This is a genomic window from Streptomyces sp. A0958 (assembly GCF_004795035.1).
Classification (GTDB): domain Bacteria; phylum Actinomycetota; class Actinomycetes; order Streptomycetales; family Streptomycetaceae; genus Streptomyces.
Genome location: NZ_SSBK01000032.1, coordinates 38,857 through 55,368, shown reverse-complemented (window position 1 = coordinate 55,368; position 16,512 = coordinate 38,857). Strand labels below are relative to the sequence as shown.

Below are 16,512 nucleotides of genomic sequence, written 5' to 3'. Positions count from 1 at the left end.
CGGGGGAGGGCGCTGTCCAGTCGCAGGCGTCTAACGCGGTGCGGCCTCGGTGCCGCGCAGGGGATTCGGCGCGAGCCGCGCCGAACCGCGCACCACCGCCGTGGAAGGCAGCACCGAGGTGACCGGGGCGGCGGCTGCGGAGGGCAGGGAGCGGGGCGAGGCGAGACGGCTGACGAGGGTGTCGATCGCCGTAGCGGCGAGGTCCCGCAACGGCCAGTGAACCGTGGTCAGTTCGCTGTGTCCGTACCCGCTGAGGTTGTAGCCGCCGAATCCGACCACGGACATGTCGTCGGGCACGGTGAGTCCGAGGTCGGCGCAGGCGTGCAGCGCCCCGACGGCGAGCAGGTCGTCGGCGCAGAACAGCGCGCCGAGGTCGCGGTGGTCTGTCAGCGCCCTGCGGGTGGCGGCCATCCCGCCGTCCGGCAGCCAGGACTCCGCCTCGATCAACTCGACCCGGCCGGGGAAGAGTTCATCGGCCACGCGGAGACGTTCCGTGCGGTACACCGGTCCCACGAGCACCCCCAGCCGTTGGTCCTCGCCGATCGCCAGGCGCGACAGGACGTCCCGCACGCCGGGCCGCTCGTCGGCGTGGACGTGCGCGATGCCGGGCCGCTGCTCGGACGGTGAGTCGAGCGACATCCAGACGACGGGCACGTCCATGTCGACGAGCCGCTGACCGGCGAGGGCGTTGCGCGGTGAGTACTCGCACACCACACCCGCAAGGTCCACGTCGGCCAGCATCTGGTCGACGTAGGCGGTGTCCTCCCCGTGTTCCGGCTGGACCACCGGGAACAGCAGGTGCTCGCGGAGCTGCGCCTGGACGATCGCCGCGGTGAGCACGTCGTAGACGACCGGGACGTACGGCGAGGGCGGCAGGGCGGCGAGCAGCAGGCCGAGCGTGCGGGAGGGGCTGCCCCGCAGTGCCCGTGCCGACGCCTGCGGGACGTAACTCAGCTCCTGGGCCGCTGCACGGATTCGCTCCACCGTCGCGGGGGAGATCCTGAGCGCCTCCGCCCGGCCGTTGAGGACGTTGGAGACGGTGGTCGGTGCCACCCCGGCGAGGCGGGCTACGTCACTGCGGGATGCGCGGGCCATGGTCCAAGTCTGGCACAGCGGAAGGGGCCGGCCGCACGGTGGAAGGTGCCTGCCGACGACGCAAACCTCGGTGCTAACTCGTGATAGGTTGCGCCGCATCCCACCCTCGCCCCGTCGCGACCGCCGCGAGTGATCCCGGTTCCGGCGGGAGCGGGGCCCCGCCGCCGGACCCGCCGTTGGAGGATTCTGATGCAGAGACGAGTGCCGCCCGGGAAAGCTGCGGGGCCGTTGGACGAACCCGGCCCGCTCGCCTACCTCACCTCCACCGCGCCCGGCTACGGGGCGCTGGCTCCCCCGGTCGCCCAGGTGCTCGGGGACGCCGGGCGCATCGACCTCGGCGGCCCGTGGAAGTTCCGCTTCTCGCCCGTCGCGGCGAGCCCGCATGCCGTCGAGGACCCGGCGCTGGACGACGGGGACTGGGACGAGATCACCCTGCCGGGGCACTGGGTGCTGCCACCCGACGGGCGGTACAGCCTGCCGAGTTACACGAACGTGGTGTACCCGTTCCCGCTGGACCCGCCGCACGTCCCGGACGCCAACCCGACCGGGGACCACCGGCGCTGGACCGACGTGCCCGCCGACTGGCTCGACGGCGGGCGCGTGTTGCTGCGCACCGACGGGATCGAGTCGCTGGCCCGTATCTGGGTCAACGGGCACGAGGCCGGGGTGCGCACCGGATCGCGGCTCGTGCAGGACTTCGACGTGACCGGTCTCCTGGTCCCCGGGCGGAACCTGATCTCGATCCGCGTGCACCAGTGGTCAGCCGGCAGCTATGTCGAGGACCAGGACCAGTGGTGGCTCCCCGGTGTCTTCCGGGAGGTGACGCTGGTGCGGCGGCCCGTCGGCTGCGTCGACGACGTCTGGGTGCGGGCGGAGTACGACCACCTCGGCGGACACGGGCGCATAGACGTCGAACTCCGGGCGTCGGCCGCGGCTTGGCCGGTGCGGCTGCGGGTTCCCGAGCTGGGAGTGGACCTCACCTGGTCCTCGCCGGCCGACGTCGCACCGGTGGACGCCGGGGTGGTGCGTTCGTGGTCCGCGGAGGACCCGGTGCTCTACGACGTCGAGGTGGCCGCACGCGGGGAGACGGTCCGGCTGCGCACCGGATTCCGTACCGTCGAGACCACCGGCGGGGTGCTCCGGGTCAACGGACGGGCGATCAAGCTGCGCGGCATGAACCGGCACGAGATCGACCGGGAGCACGGACGCGTCTTCGACGAGGCCCGCGCCAGGGCCGACCTGCGGCTGATGAAACGGCACAACGTCGACGCCATCCGCACCGCCCACTACCCGCCCCACCCCCGGCTCCTCGACCTGGCCGACGAGTTGGGCTTCTGGGTGATGCTGGAGTGCGACCTGGAGACCCACGGCTTCGAGATCGACGAGTGGCGGCGCAATCCGTGCGACGACCCGGACTGGCGGGACAACCTGCTCGACCGGGCGCGCCGCATGGTGGAACGGGACAAGAACCACCCGAGCATCATCTGCTGGTCCCTGGGCAACGAGTGCGGAACCGGCCGGAACCTCGCCGCCATGGCCCGCTGGATCAAGGAGCGGGACCCCTCCCGGCCGGTGCACTACGAGGGGGACCACACGGCGGAGTACACGCAGATCTACGCCCGCATGTACCCGGCGATCGAGGAGATACGGGCCTTTCTCGCCCCCGAAGGACCGATCGCGGTGCCGCACCATCCGGCGGCCTCGGTAACCCCCGAGCAGGCCGCGCGCGCCCGCTCCCTGCCGTACATGCTCGTCGAGTACCTGCACGCGATGGGCACCGGGCCCGGTGGCGCGCACGACTACGCGGAGCTGACCGACTCCACCCCTCGGATCGCGGGCGGGTTCGTCTGGGAGTGGCGCGACCACACCCTGGACGCCGTCTCCCCGGTCGGGCACCGCTACCAGGCCTACGGCGGTGACTTCGGTGAGCGTCTGCACGACGGGACGTTCCTCGCAGACGGCATGGTCCGGGCGGACGGGACACCGACCTCCGGGCTGCTCGACTGGGCCCGGTCGGTCGCGCCCGTGCGGGTCGAGTGGGGACCCGAGCAGGAGATCGTCGTCGACTCGCGCCGGCGGTTCACCAGCACCGGGGACCTCGCGGTGGGCTGGCGGCTGGAGTCGGGCGGCCGGCTCATCGCCGAGGGCGTACTGCCCTGCGGGGACGTTCCGCCCGGCCGCCGCCGCGTGCTGGGCTCCCCGGACCGGTTGCGTACGGCCCTGGCAGCGGCCGGTACCGCTGAACCCGAGCTCTGGCTCACCCTTACCGTCCGGACGGCCGCGGCGACCAACTGGTGCGACGCCGGGCACGTGACGTACCGCTGGCAGGGGCGGCCCTTCGGAGACCGGCCCGGTGGCGTGGCTTCCCCACCCGGGACCGGTGCGGCGACCCTGCCGGCCGCCCCGGAGTCCGTCGCTCCTTCCGCTCCCGTGCCGGGACCGGCGCCCCTGCCGCCGGCCGACTCGCGGGGCGCTCTCCCGCACGTCGGCGATGTCGTCTTCGATCCGCTGACCGGGGACCCCGTACGCGTCGGACACCTTCCCCTGCTCGGGTTCGGGGTCGAACTCTGGCGCGCCCCCACCGACAACGATCTCGGGCGCGGCCCACTGGACTACGAGCACCACGACCCCGTGACGACCGGGGGCGCGGGCGCCGGTGTCCGCGGGCCCAGCGCGAGTGACCGGTGGCGTGAGCGCGGGCTGGACCGGCTGGAGCGCCGCACCATCGAGGTGACGCCGTCATCGGACGGGCTCGTCGTCGGCTCCCGGTGGGCGCCCGCGGCACTGCCCTGGGGGGTGAGGGCGCGGTTCGAGTGGTCGGCGGGTGAGGTGGGGGCCCGCTGCGTCGTCACCCTCGATCCGGAGGGGCCGTGGCGCGGGACCTGGCCCCGCGCGGGCATCCACCTCGCCCTGCCGGCCGGGCCGTGGCGCGCGAGCTGGTTCGGCCTCGGGCCCGGCGAGTCCTACCCCGACCTGAGAGGCGGCGTGACGGTCGGCGCCCATGCAGCGGACCTGGACACCTTCGTGGAGCCGCAGGTGCGCCCGCAGGAGGGCGGGCACCGGTCGGAGCTGCGCAGTCTGCGGCTCGACCCCGGCGACGGACGCCCCGGGCTCGGCATACGCGTGGTGGAGGGGCCCGTGGGCTTCTCGCTACGCCCGTGGAGCGCCCATGAACTGACCGGCGTGGCGCACCCGTTCGAGCTCCCCGCTCCGACGGCGACGCATCTGTACCTCGACCTCGGTCAGCATGGGCTGGGCAGCCGCTCCTGCGGCCCCGACGTGCGGCCGGAGTACGCGCTGCGTCCGCGCCCGCTGCGTGCGGTCATCGATGTCGTCCCGTTCCTCGAAAACATCCGATGACCCCCTTGCAAACTCGTGATAGCTGAAGGTCTAATACCAGCCAAGTACCCCGCACACGTCTGAATCGATCGTGAGTTGGCGGGTCAGGTCCTCGGGAAGCACGGAGGGAATCCGTGGTCGTCCGCGAGGCGTCAGAATCCCGGAGGCACATCCGATGAACAGCGTCACCAGACAACGCCGGCCCCTGCTGATGGCCGTGAGCCTGCTCGGCAGCGCCGTCCTGACGGCAGGGTGCGGCCTCGGCGGCTCGGGCACCGAGGCCTCGCGGGACGGGGCGATCCCCAAGCCGCAGGTCGACTGCGACGTGCCCGATCAGAACGTCGACGACAAGCCGGTCGACAAGGCGAAGCTCTCCGGTGAGATCCGGTTCGCGACCAGCTCGCTGAAGAAGGACTTCGGCGGGTTCTTCAACCCGCTGATCGAGAAGTTCGAGAAGGAGCACCCCGGCGTCAAGGTCAAATGGGAGGACACCCCGACCGCCGACGACGTCGACGCCCGGATGGTCAACGACGCCCAGACGTGCGTCATGGCCGACGTGGTCAACGTCGCCAGCTCAACGGTCATGGCGCTGACCAAGGCCAACATGCTCATGGACCTGGACGTCAAGGCGCCCGGTTCCGGGAAGGACTTCCTGCCCGACGTGTGGGGCAAGCTCGGCTTCGGCGCCCAGGGCCACCACACCGTGTATCCCTGGTACTGGGGCCCGTTGATCACGACGTACAACAAGGACCTGTTCACCAAGGCCGGTCTCGACCCGGAGAAGCCGCCGAAGGACTGGGACGAGTACGTCGCGAGCAGCAAGAAGATCGCCGAGGCGTCCAACGGCAAGTACCAGGCCGTGTGGGGCAACACCGAGTGGACCTTCGTCGACGAGTGGGCCGGTCTCGGGGTACAGCTGATGAGCCCGGACGACAAGCAGTTCACCTTCGCCGACGACGCGAAGGCCCAGAAGTGGCTGACGGACATGGCGGACCTGTACAAGGCGGGTGCCATCCCCAAGGACTCGGTGACCGGCCAGCCGGACCCGAGCCAGGCCTACAGCGCGGGCACTCTCGCCTTCGGCAGCCCCAACGCCTCCTTCCTCCGCAACGTCAAGCAGAACGCGAGCGCCCTCTACCCGAAGACCGGTGTGGGACCGCACCTGAAGTCGACGGGCGGCTCCGTGCTCTTCGCCGGCCAGTACATCGGGGTGTCCACCACGACGAAGAACGCTCCGCTGGCCATGGAGTTCGCGCAGTACGTGACCAACGCGGAGAATCAGCTCGCCTGGGCCAAGGACCCCAACGTCGTCATCTTCCCCTCGTCCACCACCGCGCTCAACGACGAGTTCTTCGACGTCCCCGAGGGGTCCGACCCCTTCCAGCGCGCCCGGGGCGCGGCCGCCGAGGCGGCCAAGGAGGGCAAGGTCGTCGTGGGGCAGTTCTACGTCACGGGCAAGATCAACAGCGTGATCACCGAGAACATCCAGAAGGCGATCTCCGGTCAGAAGGACCCGAAGAAGGCCCTGGCGGATGCCCAGAGCGAATCCAACGCCCTGCTGAAGAGGCTGGGTTGAGACTGCCGGCGGGGCCCTGCGCCCCGCCGGCCCACCCACCTGAAATCCTCTTGAGCCGCTTTCGGCGGCTCACTCACGAATGGCAGTCACGGTCATGGCACGCACCGTTTCCTCTCTCGGTGGAGCCGCCCGTTTTCGCGCCTGGTGGGTGCCGTACCTATGGTGCCTGCCCCCGGTCGCGGCGGTCGTCGCTTTCTACGTCTACCCGTTCTTCAACACTGTTCTGCTGAGCTTCACGGACGCACGACCACTCGGTGGCGCCGGCGCCTTCGTCGGTCTGGACAACTACCGCGACCTGCTGCACGACGAGGCGTTCTACTCGGCCCTGCTCAACTCGGTCGTCTACGCGGTGTGCGTCGTTCCCGTCCTGACGTTCCTGCCGCTCCTGCTCGCCCTCCTGGTCAGGGACCGAATCCCGGGGATCGGTATCTTCCGCTCCCTGTACTACCTGCCGGCGGTCGCGTCGGTCGTCGTCGTGGCACTCTCCTGGTCCTACCTGCTCAAGGACGACGGTCTGATCAACGCGTTCCTCCAGGACACCGGGCTGGTGCAGACCTCCGTACCGTTCCTCACGGGCCGCTGGTGGGTGCTCGTGTCGTCGATGCTCATCACCGTCTGGAAGGGCCTGCCCTACTACATGATCCTCTACCTGGCCGCGCTGGCCAATGTGGACCGTTCGCTGTACGAGGCGGCGGAGATGGACGGCGCCGGGCCCGTCCGGAGGTTCTTCCACATCACGCTGCCCGGTGTGCGGCTGATGATGAACCTCGTCGCCGTCCTGGTGATGATCGGGTCGATGAAGGTGTTCAGCGAGGTCTTCCTGCTCACCAACGGCACCGGCGGCATCGGCGGGGAGTCGTCCACGCTGACCATGTACATACGCAGTGTCGGCATCGCCGACAGCACCTACGGGTCGCTCGGACTCGGCAGCGCCGCGTCGGTGGTGCTCTTCGTGCTGACGGTCGGGCTGGTCCTGCTGAGCCGGCGCATCAACCGCCAGACGGAGGAGCAGTGAGTACCACGACGACATCCGCGGCGTCCGGGGCGCCGGAGGCGGCCCAGGCACCGACGGTGCCGCAGCTCCCCGGAGGCGTCCGGCGCAACCGACGGCACGCCCGTGTGGTGCTGTGGCGCTACGTCGGCCTCGTCGTGGTGCTGGTCTTCCTGCTCGGACCGCTGGTCGTGCCGCTGCTCGGAGCGTTCAAGGGGCCCGACGAGGCGATGTTCGGGCCGGACGCCTCGGTGCTGCCCCACGATCCGGGCTTCGGCGCGTTCCGTGACCTGATGAAGCAGACGGACGTACTGCGGGCGTTCGGCAACTCGCTGTTCGTCTGCACGCTCATCGTGGCCAGTCGCCTCGTCCTGTCGACGATGGGCGGATACATGCTGTCGCGGCGCGGCTGGAAGGGCCGTGGCGTGATCACTCTGGTCGTGCTGTCGGCCCTGATCTTCCCCTTCGAAGCGATCATGGTCTCGCTCTTCGCCCAGGTCCGGGACCTGGGTTACTACAACAGCCTTGTCGGCGTGTGGCTTCCGCTCATGCTGGAGGCCTTCCACATCCTCCTCATGCGCGCCGCGTTTCTCGCCGTCCCCGACGACATGGAGAACGCGGCCCTGCTCGACGGCGCGAACGAGTGGCAGAGGTTCTGGCACATCTTCCTCCCGCAGGCCCGCGGCGCCCTGGTCATCGTGGGACTGACCTCGTTCATCTTCGCGTGGGAGGACTACCTCTGGCCGGTGGTCGTGCTCCGCGACGACAGCAAGTTCACGCTGATGCTCTCCATCACGCAGCTGCAGAGCGCCTTCGGCTTCGACTACCGGGTGGTGCTGGCCGGTGCCATCGTTGCCTTCCTGCCCCTGCTCATCGTCTTCTTCGTCGCCCAGAAGTACTTCTTCCGGGGCATCGAAGAGGGAGGAATGAAGTTCTGATGACCCGAAGGCCCACCGAGCCCCGCGAGCAGTACGACTTCGCCGCGGACGCGCTTGAGGCGGCAGGTGCCCTGTCGGCCGCTCCCGACCCCGGATACCAGTGGCCGGACGATCCGCGCACCCGCGCGGCACTGGAGCACTGGCGCGACCTCAAGGTCGGCGTGATCATCCACTGGGGCGTCTACAGCGCGATCGGCCAGGGCGGCTCGTGGTCCCTGCACCGCGAGCGCCTGGGCGAGTTCACCGATCCGCCCGCCGACTGGTCCGGCACCGACGAGGAGTACCACACCTGGTACGGCCGGCAGGCTCATACCTTTCGCGGCGAGGACTACGACGCCACCGAGTGGGCCCGGATGTGTGCGGAAGCCGGCCTGCGCTATCTGGTGTTCACGACGAAGCACCACGACGGCTTCGCCATGTACGACACCGATCACTCCCAGTTCAAGTCCACGGCCGAGGACAGCGGTCTGCGCCGTGACATCGTCGCGGAGACGTTCAAGGCGTTCCGTGCGCAAGGCATGGAGACCGGCGTCTACTTCTCCAAGGCTGACTGGAACCATCCCGGCTACTGGGACCGGGCCCGTCCGATCCGTGACAGGTTCCACAACTACGACATCGCCGAGCGGCCGGAGAAGTGGGACTCGTTCGTCGAGTACACCCACCGGCAGGTCGAGGAACTCCTCACCCGCTACGGGCGTGTCAACGTGCTCTGGCTGGACGCGGGCTGGGTCCGCGCCCCCGAGGAGCCGATCAGGATCGACGCGCTCGCCGAGCGCGCCCGTGAACTGCAGCCGGACATCCTGGTGGTCGACCGGGAGGTGCACGGCCCGAACGAGAACTACCGGACGCCCGAGCAGGAACTGCCCGACCGGCGGCTCGACCACCCGTGGGAGTCCTGCATCACCATGACCCGGACCTGGTGTTCGGAGGGGCTGGACGATCCGGCGAAGCCGATCGGGGAGATCGCCGCCACCCTGGTACGGATCGTCGCCCGCGGCGGCAACTACCTGATCGGTGTCGGCCCCGACGCCACCGGCCGCATCTCCCGCCATGTCGTCGAGCGGATGGGCGAGCTCGGAGAACTCCTCGGCACGATCGGCCACGCGGTCTACGGATCGCGGCCGGCCGATCCCGGTCTGACGGCTTCCGGCACCCTGGAGTGGCACCTCACCTCACCCGCCGGAAGCCCGGGGGTGGTGCACGCCATCGGGCTGTACCCGGACGGCACGGCGGTCCCCAGCACGGTGCGCGTCACCGGAAACGGTCACGACGTCGTCCTGGACGTCCCTGCCGGACCCAACCCCCACGCCGTGGTGGTCGAGATCCCGCTCGGCGCCGCCTGAGGACCGCGGCCGGGGCCCCCGCCGCTGTGGCGGCCGTTCGCGCGGGTGTCGTGCGAGGTTGGTCCGTTGGCTCTGCTGCGGCTGAGACGGACGACAAGAGCCTGGGCCATTGGCCCATCGAATTGAGCCTCGTTTGAACCATTCGCCCTTCAGATGCTGAGATATATCAGTCAATGGCGCTGCAGGTCCCCCAAGGACCCATGCGGCGCCTTTCTCATGTGCGGACTGGTCCATGTGCGAAGAGGGGCGGGGCAACTTGCTGAAGAGGGCGTTCGTCGCACCGGATGATCCGGGACGTATCCGGCTTCGGTTCGCGTCCCGGGCCGTACTCGGCATCGGGCTCGCCGTCGCGCTGTGCGGGGCGGCCGGGCACTCGCTGGTGGCGGCCGTCGCCGGTGGCCTGGCCGCGCTGCTCGCGCTGTTCACGGTGACCGACCCGACGGTGCGCGGGCAGGCGACGACGACCGCGCTTCTCCCCGTCGTGGGTTTCCCGGTGCTCGCGCTCGCCGCCGTACTGCACGACCTGCCCGTCGCGCGCGACCTGGCGTTCCTCGCGGTCGTGGGGGCGGGTGTGTACGCGCGGCGGTGGGGGCCTCGCGGGCACTCGCTGGGAGTGTTCGGCTTCATGTCCTACTTCTCGGCCCAGTTCCTGCACACCGTGCCCGGCCGGCTGCCGGAGCTGTACGCGGCCGTGCTGCTGTCGCTGGCCGGGTCGTCGGTGGTGCGGTTCGGCGTGTGGTGCTACGAGCGGCGGCTTGCGGCGCCCGTGGTCGTCTCCCCTCCCGCCCAGGGAGCGGGGCTCGGGCGGGTCACGACGCGGCAGGCCGTGCAGGCGACGTCGGGGGCGGCGTTTGCGCTCATGGCGGGGCAGGTGCTCTCCGACCAGCGCTGGTACTGGGCGGTCGGAGCCACCTGGTGGGTGTTCGTGGCCACGACCTCGCGGGGCGAGACCATCGTGCGCGGGTTCCGGCGATTCCTGGGGACGGTCCTCGGGATCGGCCTGGGCTTCGCCGTGGCGGTGCCGCTGCACCACGAGCCCGTCGTGGCCGCGCTGGTCGTGGCGCTGAGCGTGTTCGGCATCTTCTACACCGCCGCGGTCTCCTACACCTGGATGATGCTGGCCGTGACCGTGATGGCGAGCATGCTGTACGGGCTGCTCGGTGTGCTCGACGCGGATCTGCTCGTGCTGCGGGTGACGGAGACGGCGGTCGGGGCGGTCGGCGCCCTGCTGGCGGTGATGTTCGTGCTTCCGGTGACCACGCACTCGGTGACCGAGGCCTGGGTGGAGCGGGCGCTGCGGTGCGTGCACACGTGCACGGCGGAGGCCGCCGCCCGGCTTGCGGGAAGCCAGGAAGCCGACCCGCCCCGGAGCGTTGCCGAACTGGAGGCGATCCTCGGCAGGGTACGCCAGTCGCTCGCCCCGCTGGTGCATCCGCTCAACCCGATGCGGGCCCGCAGGCGGCGGGCGCGACACGTGCTGGCCCTGCTGGACGAGTGCGCGCGCGAGGTGCGGGGACTGGCCTCGGTGGCCGCCGACCCGGAGGCCTCCCACGACGCCCGGCTCGCCGCCGCCTGCTGGCGCGTCGAGAACGCCGTGGAGGCGCTGACCGCATCCGAGCGGCGCACCCCCGCAGCGGTCGCCGCCCTCCCGGCGCACCCCGCCGTGACCGAGCCCGCCCTCGCCCATCTGCACAGCCTGGAACGCGCACTCGCCGAACTCGCCGCCCCGCTGCACAGCCCGCCGGGCGCACCCCTGCTCACCGCCTGATCCAGAACCCTTGGTCCAGACCGCAGGGGGGCACTGCTACCGTCGCGGCGGAAGATCACGACGGCCGCGGCCGCCGTGATCAGTCGGCGGAGAGGAGCAGTGCGGTGGACAGCAGCAATGGTTCGGGCCGGGCATTCATCGGGTCTTTCACCTCGGCGGGCGGGCGGGGCATCACCGTCGCCGCCGTGGACCAGGAGACCGGAGCGCTCACGGTCATCGGCGCGACGGACGCCGTACCCGACCCCTCCTACCTGGCGCTCGGCCGGGGCGGGGCCCCCGGCGGCACGGTCCTCTACGCGGTCAGCGAGACCGAACCCGGCGCGGCCGCCGCCCTCGACATCACCGGGGACGACCCGCGCCCCCTCGGCGGAACCCGGCCGGTGGACGGCGACGGCCCCACCCACCTCGCCCTCGCGGCAGGCCACCTGGTCACCGCCAACTACGGCTCGGGCAGCGTCAGCGTGCTGCCCGTCACCGACGACGGCGCGCTCGGCCCCGTCGCGGCCGTCCTCGCCCACGAGGGCAGCGGACCGGTCACGGACCGCCAGCAGGGCCCGCACGCCCACCAGGTCCTGCCCGACCCGTCCGGGGACTGGGTGCTCAGCGTCGACCTCGGCACCGACTCGGTACGCGTCTGCGCGCTCGACCCGGCCACCGGGGAGCTGCGCCCGCACGGGGAGACGGCGCTGCGCCCCGGCACCGGCCCCCGCCACCTGGCCTTCCACCCCTCGGGCCGCCACGCCTACGTGCTGAACGAGCTGGAGCCCACCCTCACCGTGTGCCGCTGGGACGCCACCACCGGCGTCCTGGAACCGGTCGGCGAGACACCCGTCCTCCCCGACGACGTGACCGGCGCGAGCTACCCGTCCGAGGTCGTCGTCGCGCACGACGGCCGGTTCCTGTGGGCGGCCAACCGCGGCCACGACAGCATCTCCGTACTCGCACTCGACGCGGCCGGTGAGCACCCGTCCCTGGTCACGACCGTGGGCTGCGGCGGGCACTGGCCGCGCGACCTCGCGCTCGATCCCACCGGGCGTCGGCTGTACGCGGCCAATGAGCGCAGCGGGAACGTCAGCTGGTTCACCGTGGACCCGCAGACCGGTGTCCCGCGCCATGACGGCTCCCTGGACGCCCCGGCGGCCTCCTGCGTGATCTTCGCCTGATCCGCGGGACGCGCCCACGCGTGAGGCCCCGGTACGGACTGCCGTCCGTACCGGGGCCTCGTACGCTCAGAGGTTCAGCGGGCCTGCGCCCCCTGTGCCACCGGGGGAGCGATCCCCAGGGCCGAGGTGTACATCGACAGCACCAGCTTGCCGATCGCCGGGTACGCGCCCAGCGGCTCGGCGCTCGCGCAGCCGGCCTCCTTCGCCGCGGCGTCCAGCAGGCCCTCCGCCAGCTCCGGCCCCACCAGGTACGGCGCAACCGCCAGCTGCAGCGAGCCGGAGCCCTTCAGCTGGTCGGCGATCGAGGCGACCGAACCCTCCACGTCGAGCGCGGCGGCCATCACCGGCACCGCGAGTCGCGCCGCCAGCAGCATGCCCGTGATCCCCGCGGCCTGTACGGCCTCCTCGCCGCCCACCGTGGCGAGCACGATCCCGTCGGCGGCCGTCGCCACCGTGAACAGCCTGGCCCGGTCCGCACGGGCGAGCCCGGCCTCGGACAGACGTACGTGCAGCGCCTCGGCCAGCAGCGGATGCGGACCGAGCACGTCGGTCAGCTCGGCCGGGGCCTCGCTGTCGGCGATCGCCTGACGTATCCGCTGCACCAGGGCGCTGTCCGGACCCGCGAGCAGCGGGACCACCACGGCGGCCGGGCCCTCGGGCTCGGCGACCTCACGGCCCATGGCCAGCGCCTGCTCGTAGCGCGCGGTGCGCTCGGCGGCGGAATGCGCGATCACGGAGGCGAGAGCCGGGTACTCGGCGTCGTCGCCGTCGACATAACCGATCAGGGCGTTGAGACCGGGCAGCTCGGAACGGGCGATGCTGATGACCTCTTCGGCCAAGCTACGGCTGTCCGAAGAAGGGGTACCGGGAACGGCGAGAACGAGCGCGGCAGCGCCCTCGGGTGCGACCACGGGCTCCGGGCGGCGGTGCCGTCCGGACTGGCGAGGTCGCGGCATTCGTACAGGCAGGCCGGAAGCGGGCCCAGTGGGGGTGCTCATGGCGCCGCATGCTACTGGTTTTGGATGCGCCCCTGCGCGGGGAGGGTCCGGTCGAGCGGCCTCTGTCCGCATTTATCCGATCGGCGGCTTACCGGGCAACTGCCCTGATCTGTCGTCAGCGTTCGTTTCTCCGTTTCCCGAGGTCACCGGCGCGGGCCCCGGCAGGCAGAGCAACGTCGGATGGTGCGGCAGCCTCAGACCGCCGGTGGCCAGGGCCTGGGCGATGCGCAGCGCACCGATCAGGGGATCACCCGAACCGGGGACCGCCCGTGCCCCCGGCAGCAGCCGCGCCAATCCCGCGCGCAGGGGTGCGAGCAACGGCTCGCCCATCCGGAACAGCCCGCCCGCCAGCGCGACTTCGTACCCCTCCCCGTCCGCTCCGGCCTCCGGGCACACCGCCGCGGCCGCCTCCGCGATGTGCGCCCCGGCGGCCCGCAGGATGCCCTCGGCGACCGGGTCCTCGGCCGCGCACGCGGCCACCTCCGGGGCGAACGAGGCCAGCACGGCGGGCCGGTCGGTGCGCGGGTAGAGCAGGCCGGGCAGTTCCTGCGGCGGGCCGAACACCGCCTCCAGCCGGGCCAGCAGCGCCGCCGAGCCACCGCGCCGCCCGTCGTGGGCGCGCATCGCCGCGTCCAGCCCGGCCCGCCCGATCCAGGCACCGCCCCCGCTGTCGCCCAGCAGGTGCCCCCAGCCGTCGGCCCGCCGCCACCGCGTCAGGTCCGTGCCCAGCGCGATCAGCCCGGTCCCTGCGGCCACCACCGCGCCCGGCCGCTGCCCGACCGCTCCGGCGTACGCGGTCACCGCGTCGGCCGCGAGCGCGATCCGGCGCACCCCCAGCGCGTCCGCCAGGGCGGCCGGCAGCTCGGCGCGCAACTGGCCGCCCAGCGTGGCCATGCCCGCGGCGCCCACCGCCGCTGCGGTGATCCGCCCGCCGTCACCCTGCCGGGCGAGCAGGGCGCGGGCGGCGGGCAGCACCTGCTCCAGCAGATGGGCGGCCTCGATGCCGTGGGCGCCGGTGCGCACCGGCTCGTCGCACACGACGGTGTCCAGGGGGACGTCCGTCTCCGGGGCGCCCAGCGCCACCCTGAGCCCGGAGCCGCCCGAGTCCACCCCGAGGACGTACCCGCCGGGTTCCCCGGCCACGTGCCCGTGCGACGTCATGGACCGGCTCCAGGGGGACGAAGGGGAAGAACGGCAGCACCCTATCGCCGGGGCCCCGCGTTGCGCCGGTAGGGTGATCTTCCGTGACAGCACGACCGTTGAACGAAGTTGTCGAGCCCGGCTGGGCCGACGCCCTGGCCCCTGTGGCGGGGCGCATCGCCGCGATGGGCGATTTCCTGCGCGCGGAGGTCGCGGCGGGCCGCACCTATCTCCCGTCCGGGACGAACGTGCTGCGCGCGTTCCAGCAGCCCTTCGACGAGGTACGGGTGCTGATCGTCGGTCAGGACCCCTATCCCACACCGGGCATGGCCATCGGGCTGAGCTTCGCGGTCGCCCCCGAGGTCCGCAGGCTCCCCGGCAGCCTGGAGAACATCTACCGCGAGCTGAACACCGACCTGGGGCTGCCCCGGCCGTCGAACGGCGACCTGACGCCGTGGACGCGCCAGGGCGTGCTGCTGCTGAACAGGGCGCTGACCACCGCGCCCCGCTCGCCCGGCGCCCACCGCGGCAAGGGCTGGGAGGAAGTGACCGAACAGGCCATCCGCGCCCTGGTCGCCCGGGGCAAGCCGCTGGTGTCGGTGCTGTGGGGCCGCGACGCGCGCAATCTGCGGCCGCTGCTCGGCGACCTGCCGGCCATCGAGTCCGCCCATCCCTCCCCGATGTCCGCCGACCGCGGGTTCTTCGGGTCCAGGCCGTTCAGCCGCGTCAACGAACTCCTCGTGGGCCAGGGCGCACAGCCGGTGGACTGGCGCCTTCCCTGAGCCGGGCGATGGGCGGCGGGCGCCCGGCGGCGGGCATCACACGTCGACCGCTGCCGCCCGCCCTCCCGCGCAGCACGTCGCACAGCACCGTGCCGTAGTGCGCGCTCTCAGGCGGGCCGGCGCCCTTGTCGGCCGGGGCCCGGGTCCCACCGCCGCAGGTGGTCCTGAACACCCCTGTTGTCAGCGGCGGGGCGGGGCCGTGCTGCTGCGGACCACCAGGTTGGTGGCCAGGTCGACGCGCGTCGTCGCGGGCTGCCGGCCCCGGCCGAGGTCGAGCACCAGGCGGGCCGCGGTCTCGGCCATCTCGATCAGCGGCTGGCGCACCGTGGTCAGCGGCGGCCCGATCCACCGGGTGAGCGGCAGGTCGTCGAAACCGACCACGCTCAGGTCCTCCGGGATGCGCAGCCCCAGCTCGCGCGCCGCCTCGTACACGCCGAGCGCCTGGAGGTCGTTGCCGGCGAAGACCGCGGTCGGCCGGTCCGCCGAGCGCAGCAGCTCCATGCCCGCCGCGTAGCCCGCCTCGTGCTGGAACTCGCCCTCGCGGATCAGCGCCGGGTCGATCGGCAGACCCGCCGTCTCCAGGGCGGCGCGGTAACCGTCCACCCGGGCCCGGCTGCACATCATCCGGGACGGGCCGCTGACGACGCCGATCCTGCGGTGCCCGAGCCCGGTGAGGTGACGGGTGGCGGCGAGACCGCCCTGCCAGTTCGTCGTCCCGACCGAGGGGATGTCGTCGCCGGGATCGCCGGCCGGGTCGACCACCGCGTACGGGATGCTGCGGCTGGTGAGCTGGGCGCGCTGGGCGGCGGTGAGGTCCGACAGGACCAGGATCGCCCCGACCGGCCGGCGGGCCAGCACCCCGTCCACCCAGGTCTGCCCGGGGCTGAGGCGGCCCGCGCTCTCCGAGAGGACGAGGCTCAGGCCCTCCTCGCGCGCGACGTTCTCGACACCGCGCACGACCTCCATCGCCCATGAGCTGTCCAGCTCGTGGAAGACCAGGTCGATCAGTTGCGACTGCGTGGTGGAGCCGCGTCTGCGGCGGTAGCCGTGCAGCAGCAGCAACTCCTCCACCTTGGTGCGCGTGCTGGGCGCGACATCGGCACGCCCGTTCAGCACCTTCGAAACTGTCGGAGCCGAGACTCCGGCCGCTCGGGCGATTTCCGCCAGCGTGGCAGCGCCGTTCGACGACGCTCCGGCAGGCGCATTCTCCTGATGTGACTGGACGTTTGCGGGGCTCATACAGCGAAGCGTAACCGCCTGGCGGGCGAACGGAGGGGGAAGCCCCTGCGGAGAATTCGCGCCCCGCGACCTCTTGACTGGCCCGAAACCCGACCGTACGGTTCCGGCAACATTCGCAAGCAATTCCGAAACATTCGACA

At 71.9% G+C, this 16,512-nt stretch carries 12 protein-coding genes; 8 read left to right on the top strand and 4 right to left on the bottom strand.

Annotated elements, in window-relative coordinates; translation table 11 throughout:
• Window positions 1-30 precede the first annotated feature (30 nt).
• Window positions 31-1,095, bottom strand: coding sequence for a LacI family DNA-binding transcriptional regulator (locus E6P78_RS25750; RefSeq protein ID WP_168712699.1), 1,065 nt, complete (start codon window positions 1,093-1,095; stop codon window positions 31-33).
• A 228-nt stretch (window positions 1,096-1,323) separates the two neighbouring features.
• On the opposite strand from E6P78_RS25750, the gene E6P78_RS25745 reads away from it, so the two are divergent.
• From E6P78_RS25745 to E6P78_RS25715, 7 genes are all read left to right on the top strand, one after another.
• On the top strand, window positions 1,324-4,455 hold the full coding sequence (locus tag E6P78_RS25745; protein ID WP_240799374.1) for a glycoside hydrolase family 2 TIM barrel-domain containing protein: 3,132 nt from the start codon (window positions 1,324-1,326) through the stop codon (window positions 4,453-4,455).
• A 154-nt stretch (window positions 4,456-4,609) separates the two neighbouring features.
• Window positions 4,610-6,010: a sugar ABC transporter substrate-binding protein gene (locus tag E6P78_RS25740; protein WP_206307910.1), complete on the top strand. Its 1,401-nt coding sequence runs from the start codon at window positions 4,610-4,612 to the stop codon at window positions 6,008-6,010.
• 94 nt (window positions 6,011-6,104) lie between these two features.
• Window positions 6,105-7,025 carry a sugar ABC transporter permease gene (locus tag E6P78_RS25735; RefSeq protein WP_136206026.1) on the top strand — a complete coding sequence of 307 codons (921 nt, stop codon included), beginning with the start codon at window positions 6,105-6,107 and terminating at the stop codon, window positions 7,023-7,025.
• Complete coding sequence (locus E6P78_RS25730) at window positions 7,022-7,939, top strand: carbohydrate ABC transporter permease (protein WP_136206025.1); 918 nt, start codon at window positions 7,022-7,024, stop codon at window positions 7,937-7,939. The genes E6P78_RS25735 and E6P78_RS25730 overlap by 4 nt, the downstream gene beginning before the upstream one ends.
• Window positions 7,939-9,282 (top strand): alpha-L-fucosidase, encoded by a 1,344-nt coding sequence (locus E6P78_RS25725; protein WP_136206024.1) that lies wholly within the window; start codon window positions 7,939-7,941, stop codon window positions 9,280-9,282. Before E6P78_RS25730 ends, E6P78_RS25725 begins: the two co-directional genes overlap by 1 nt.
• Before the next feature lie 256 nt (window positions 9,283-9,538).
• Window positions 9,539-11,050 carry an FUSC family protein gene (locus E6P78_RS25720; protein ID WP_136206023.1) on the top strand — a complete coding sequence of 504 codons (1,512 nt, stop codon included), beginning with the start codon at window positions 9,539-9,541 and terminating at the stop codon, window positions 11,048-11,050.
• A gap of 104 nt (window positions 11,051-11,154) precedes the next feature.
• A complete protein-coding gene (locus E6P78_RS25715; RefSeq protein WP_136206022.1) occupies window positions 11,155-12,213 on the top strand; it encodes a lactonase family protein in 1,059 nt (352 codons plus the stop codon).
• A gap of 74 nt (window positions 12,214-12,287) precedes the next feature.
• On the opposite strand, the gene E6P78_RS25710 is transcribed toward E6P78_RS25715, so the two are convergent.
• Both E6P78_RS25710 and E6P78_RS25705 read right to left on the bottom strand, forming a co-directional pair.
• Window positions 12,288-13,211, bottom strand: a complete 924-nt coding sequence (locus E6P78_RS25710) for a hypothetical protein (protein ID WP_206307909.1) — start codon at window positions 13,209-13,211, stop codon at window positions 12,288-12,290.
• Between the two features lie 72 nt (window positions 13,212-13,283).
• Complete coding sequence (locus E6P78_RS25705; RefSeq protein WP_136206020.1) at window positions 13,284-14,372, bottom strand: BadF/BadG/BcrA/BcrD ATPase family protein; 1,089 nt, start codon at window positions 14,370-14,372, stop codon at window positions 13,284-13,286.
• 83 nt (window positions 14,373-14,455) lie between these two features.
• On the opposite strand from E6P78_RS25705, the gene E6P78_RS25700 reads away from it, so the two are divergent.
• Window positions 14,456-15,133: a uracil-DNA glycosylase gene (locus tag E6P78_RS25700; RefSeq protein WP_136206019.1), complete on the top strand. Its 678-nt coding sequence runs from the start codon at window positions 14,456-14,458 to the stop codon at window positions 15,131-15,133.
• 180 nt (window positions 15,134-15,313) lie between these two features.
• On the opposite strand, the gene E6P78_RS25695 is transcribed toward E6P78_RS25700, so the two are convergent.
• On the bottom strand, window positions 15,314-16,372 hold the full coding sequence (locus E6P78_RS25695) for a LacI family DNA-binding transcriptional regulator (RefSeq protein ID WP_240799373.1): 1,059 nt from the start codon (window positions 16,370-16,372) through the stop codon (window positions 15,314-15,316).
• Window positions 16,373-16,512: the final 140 nt, after the last annotated feature.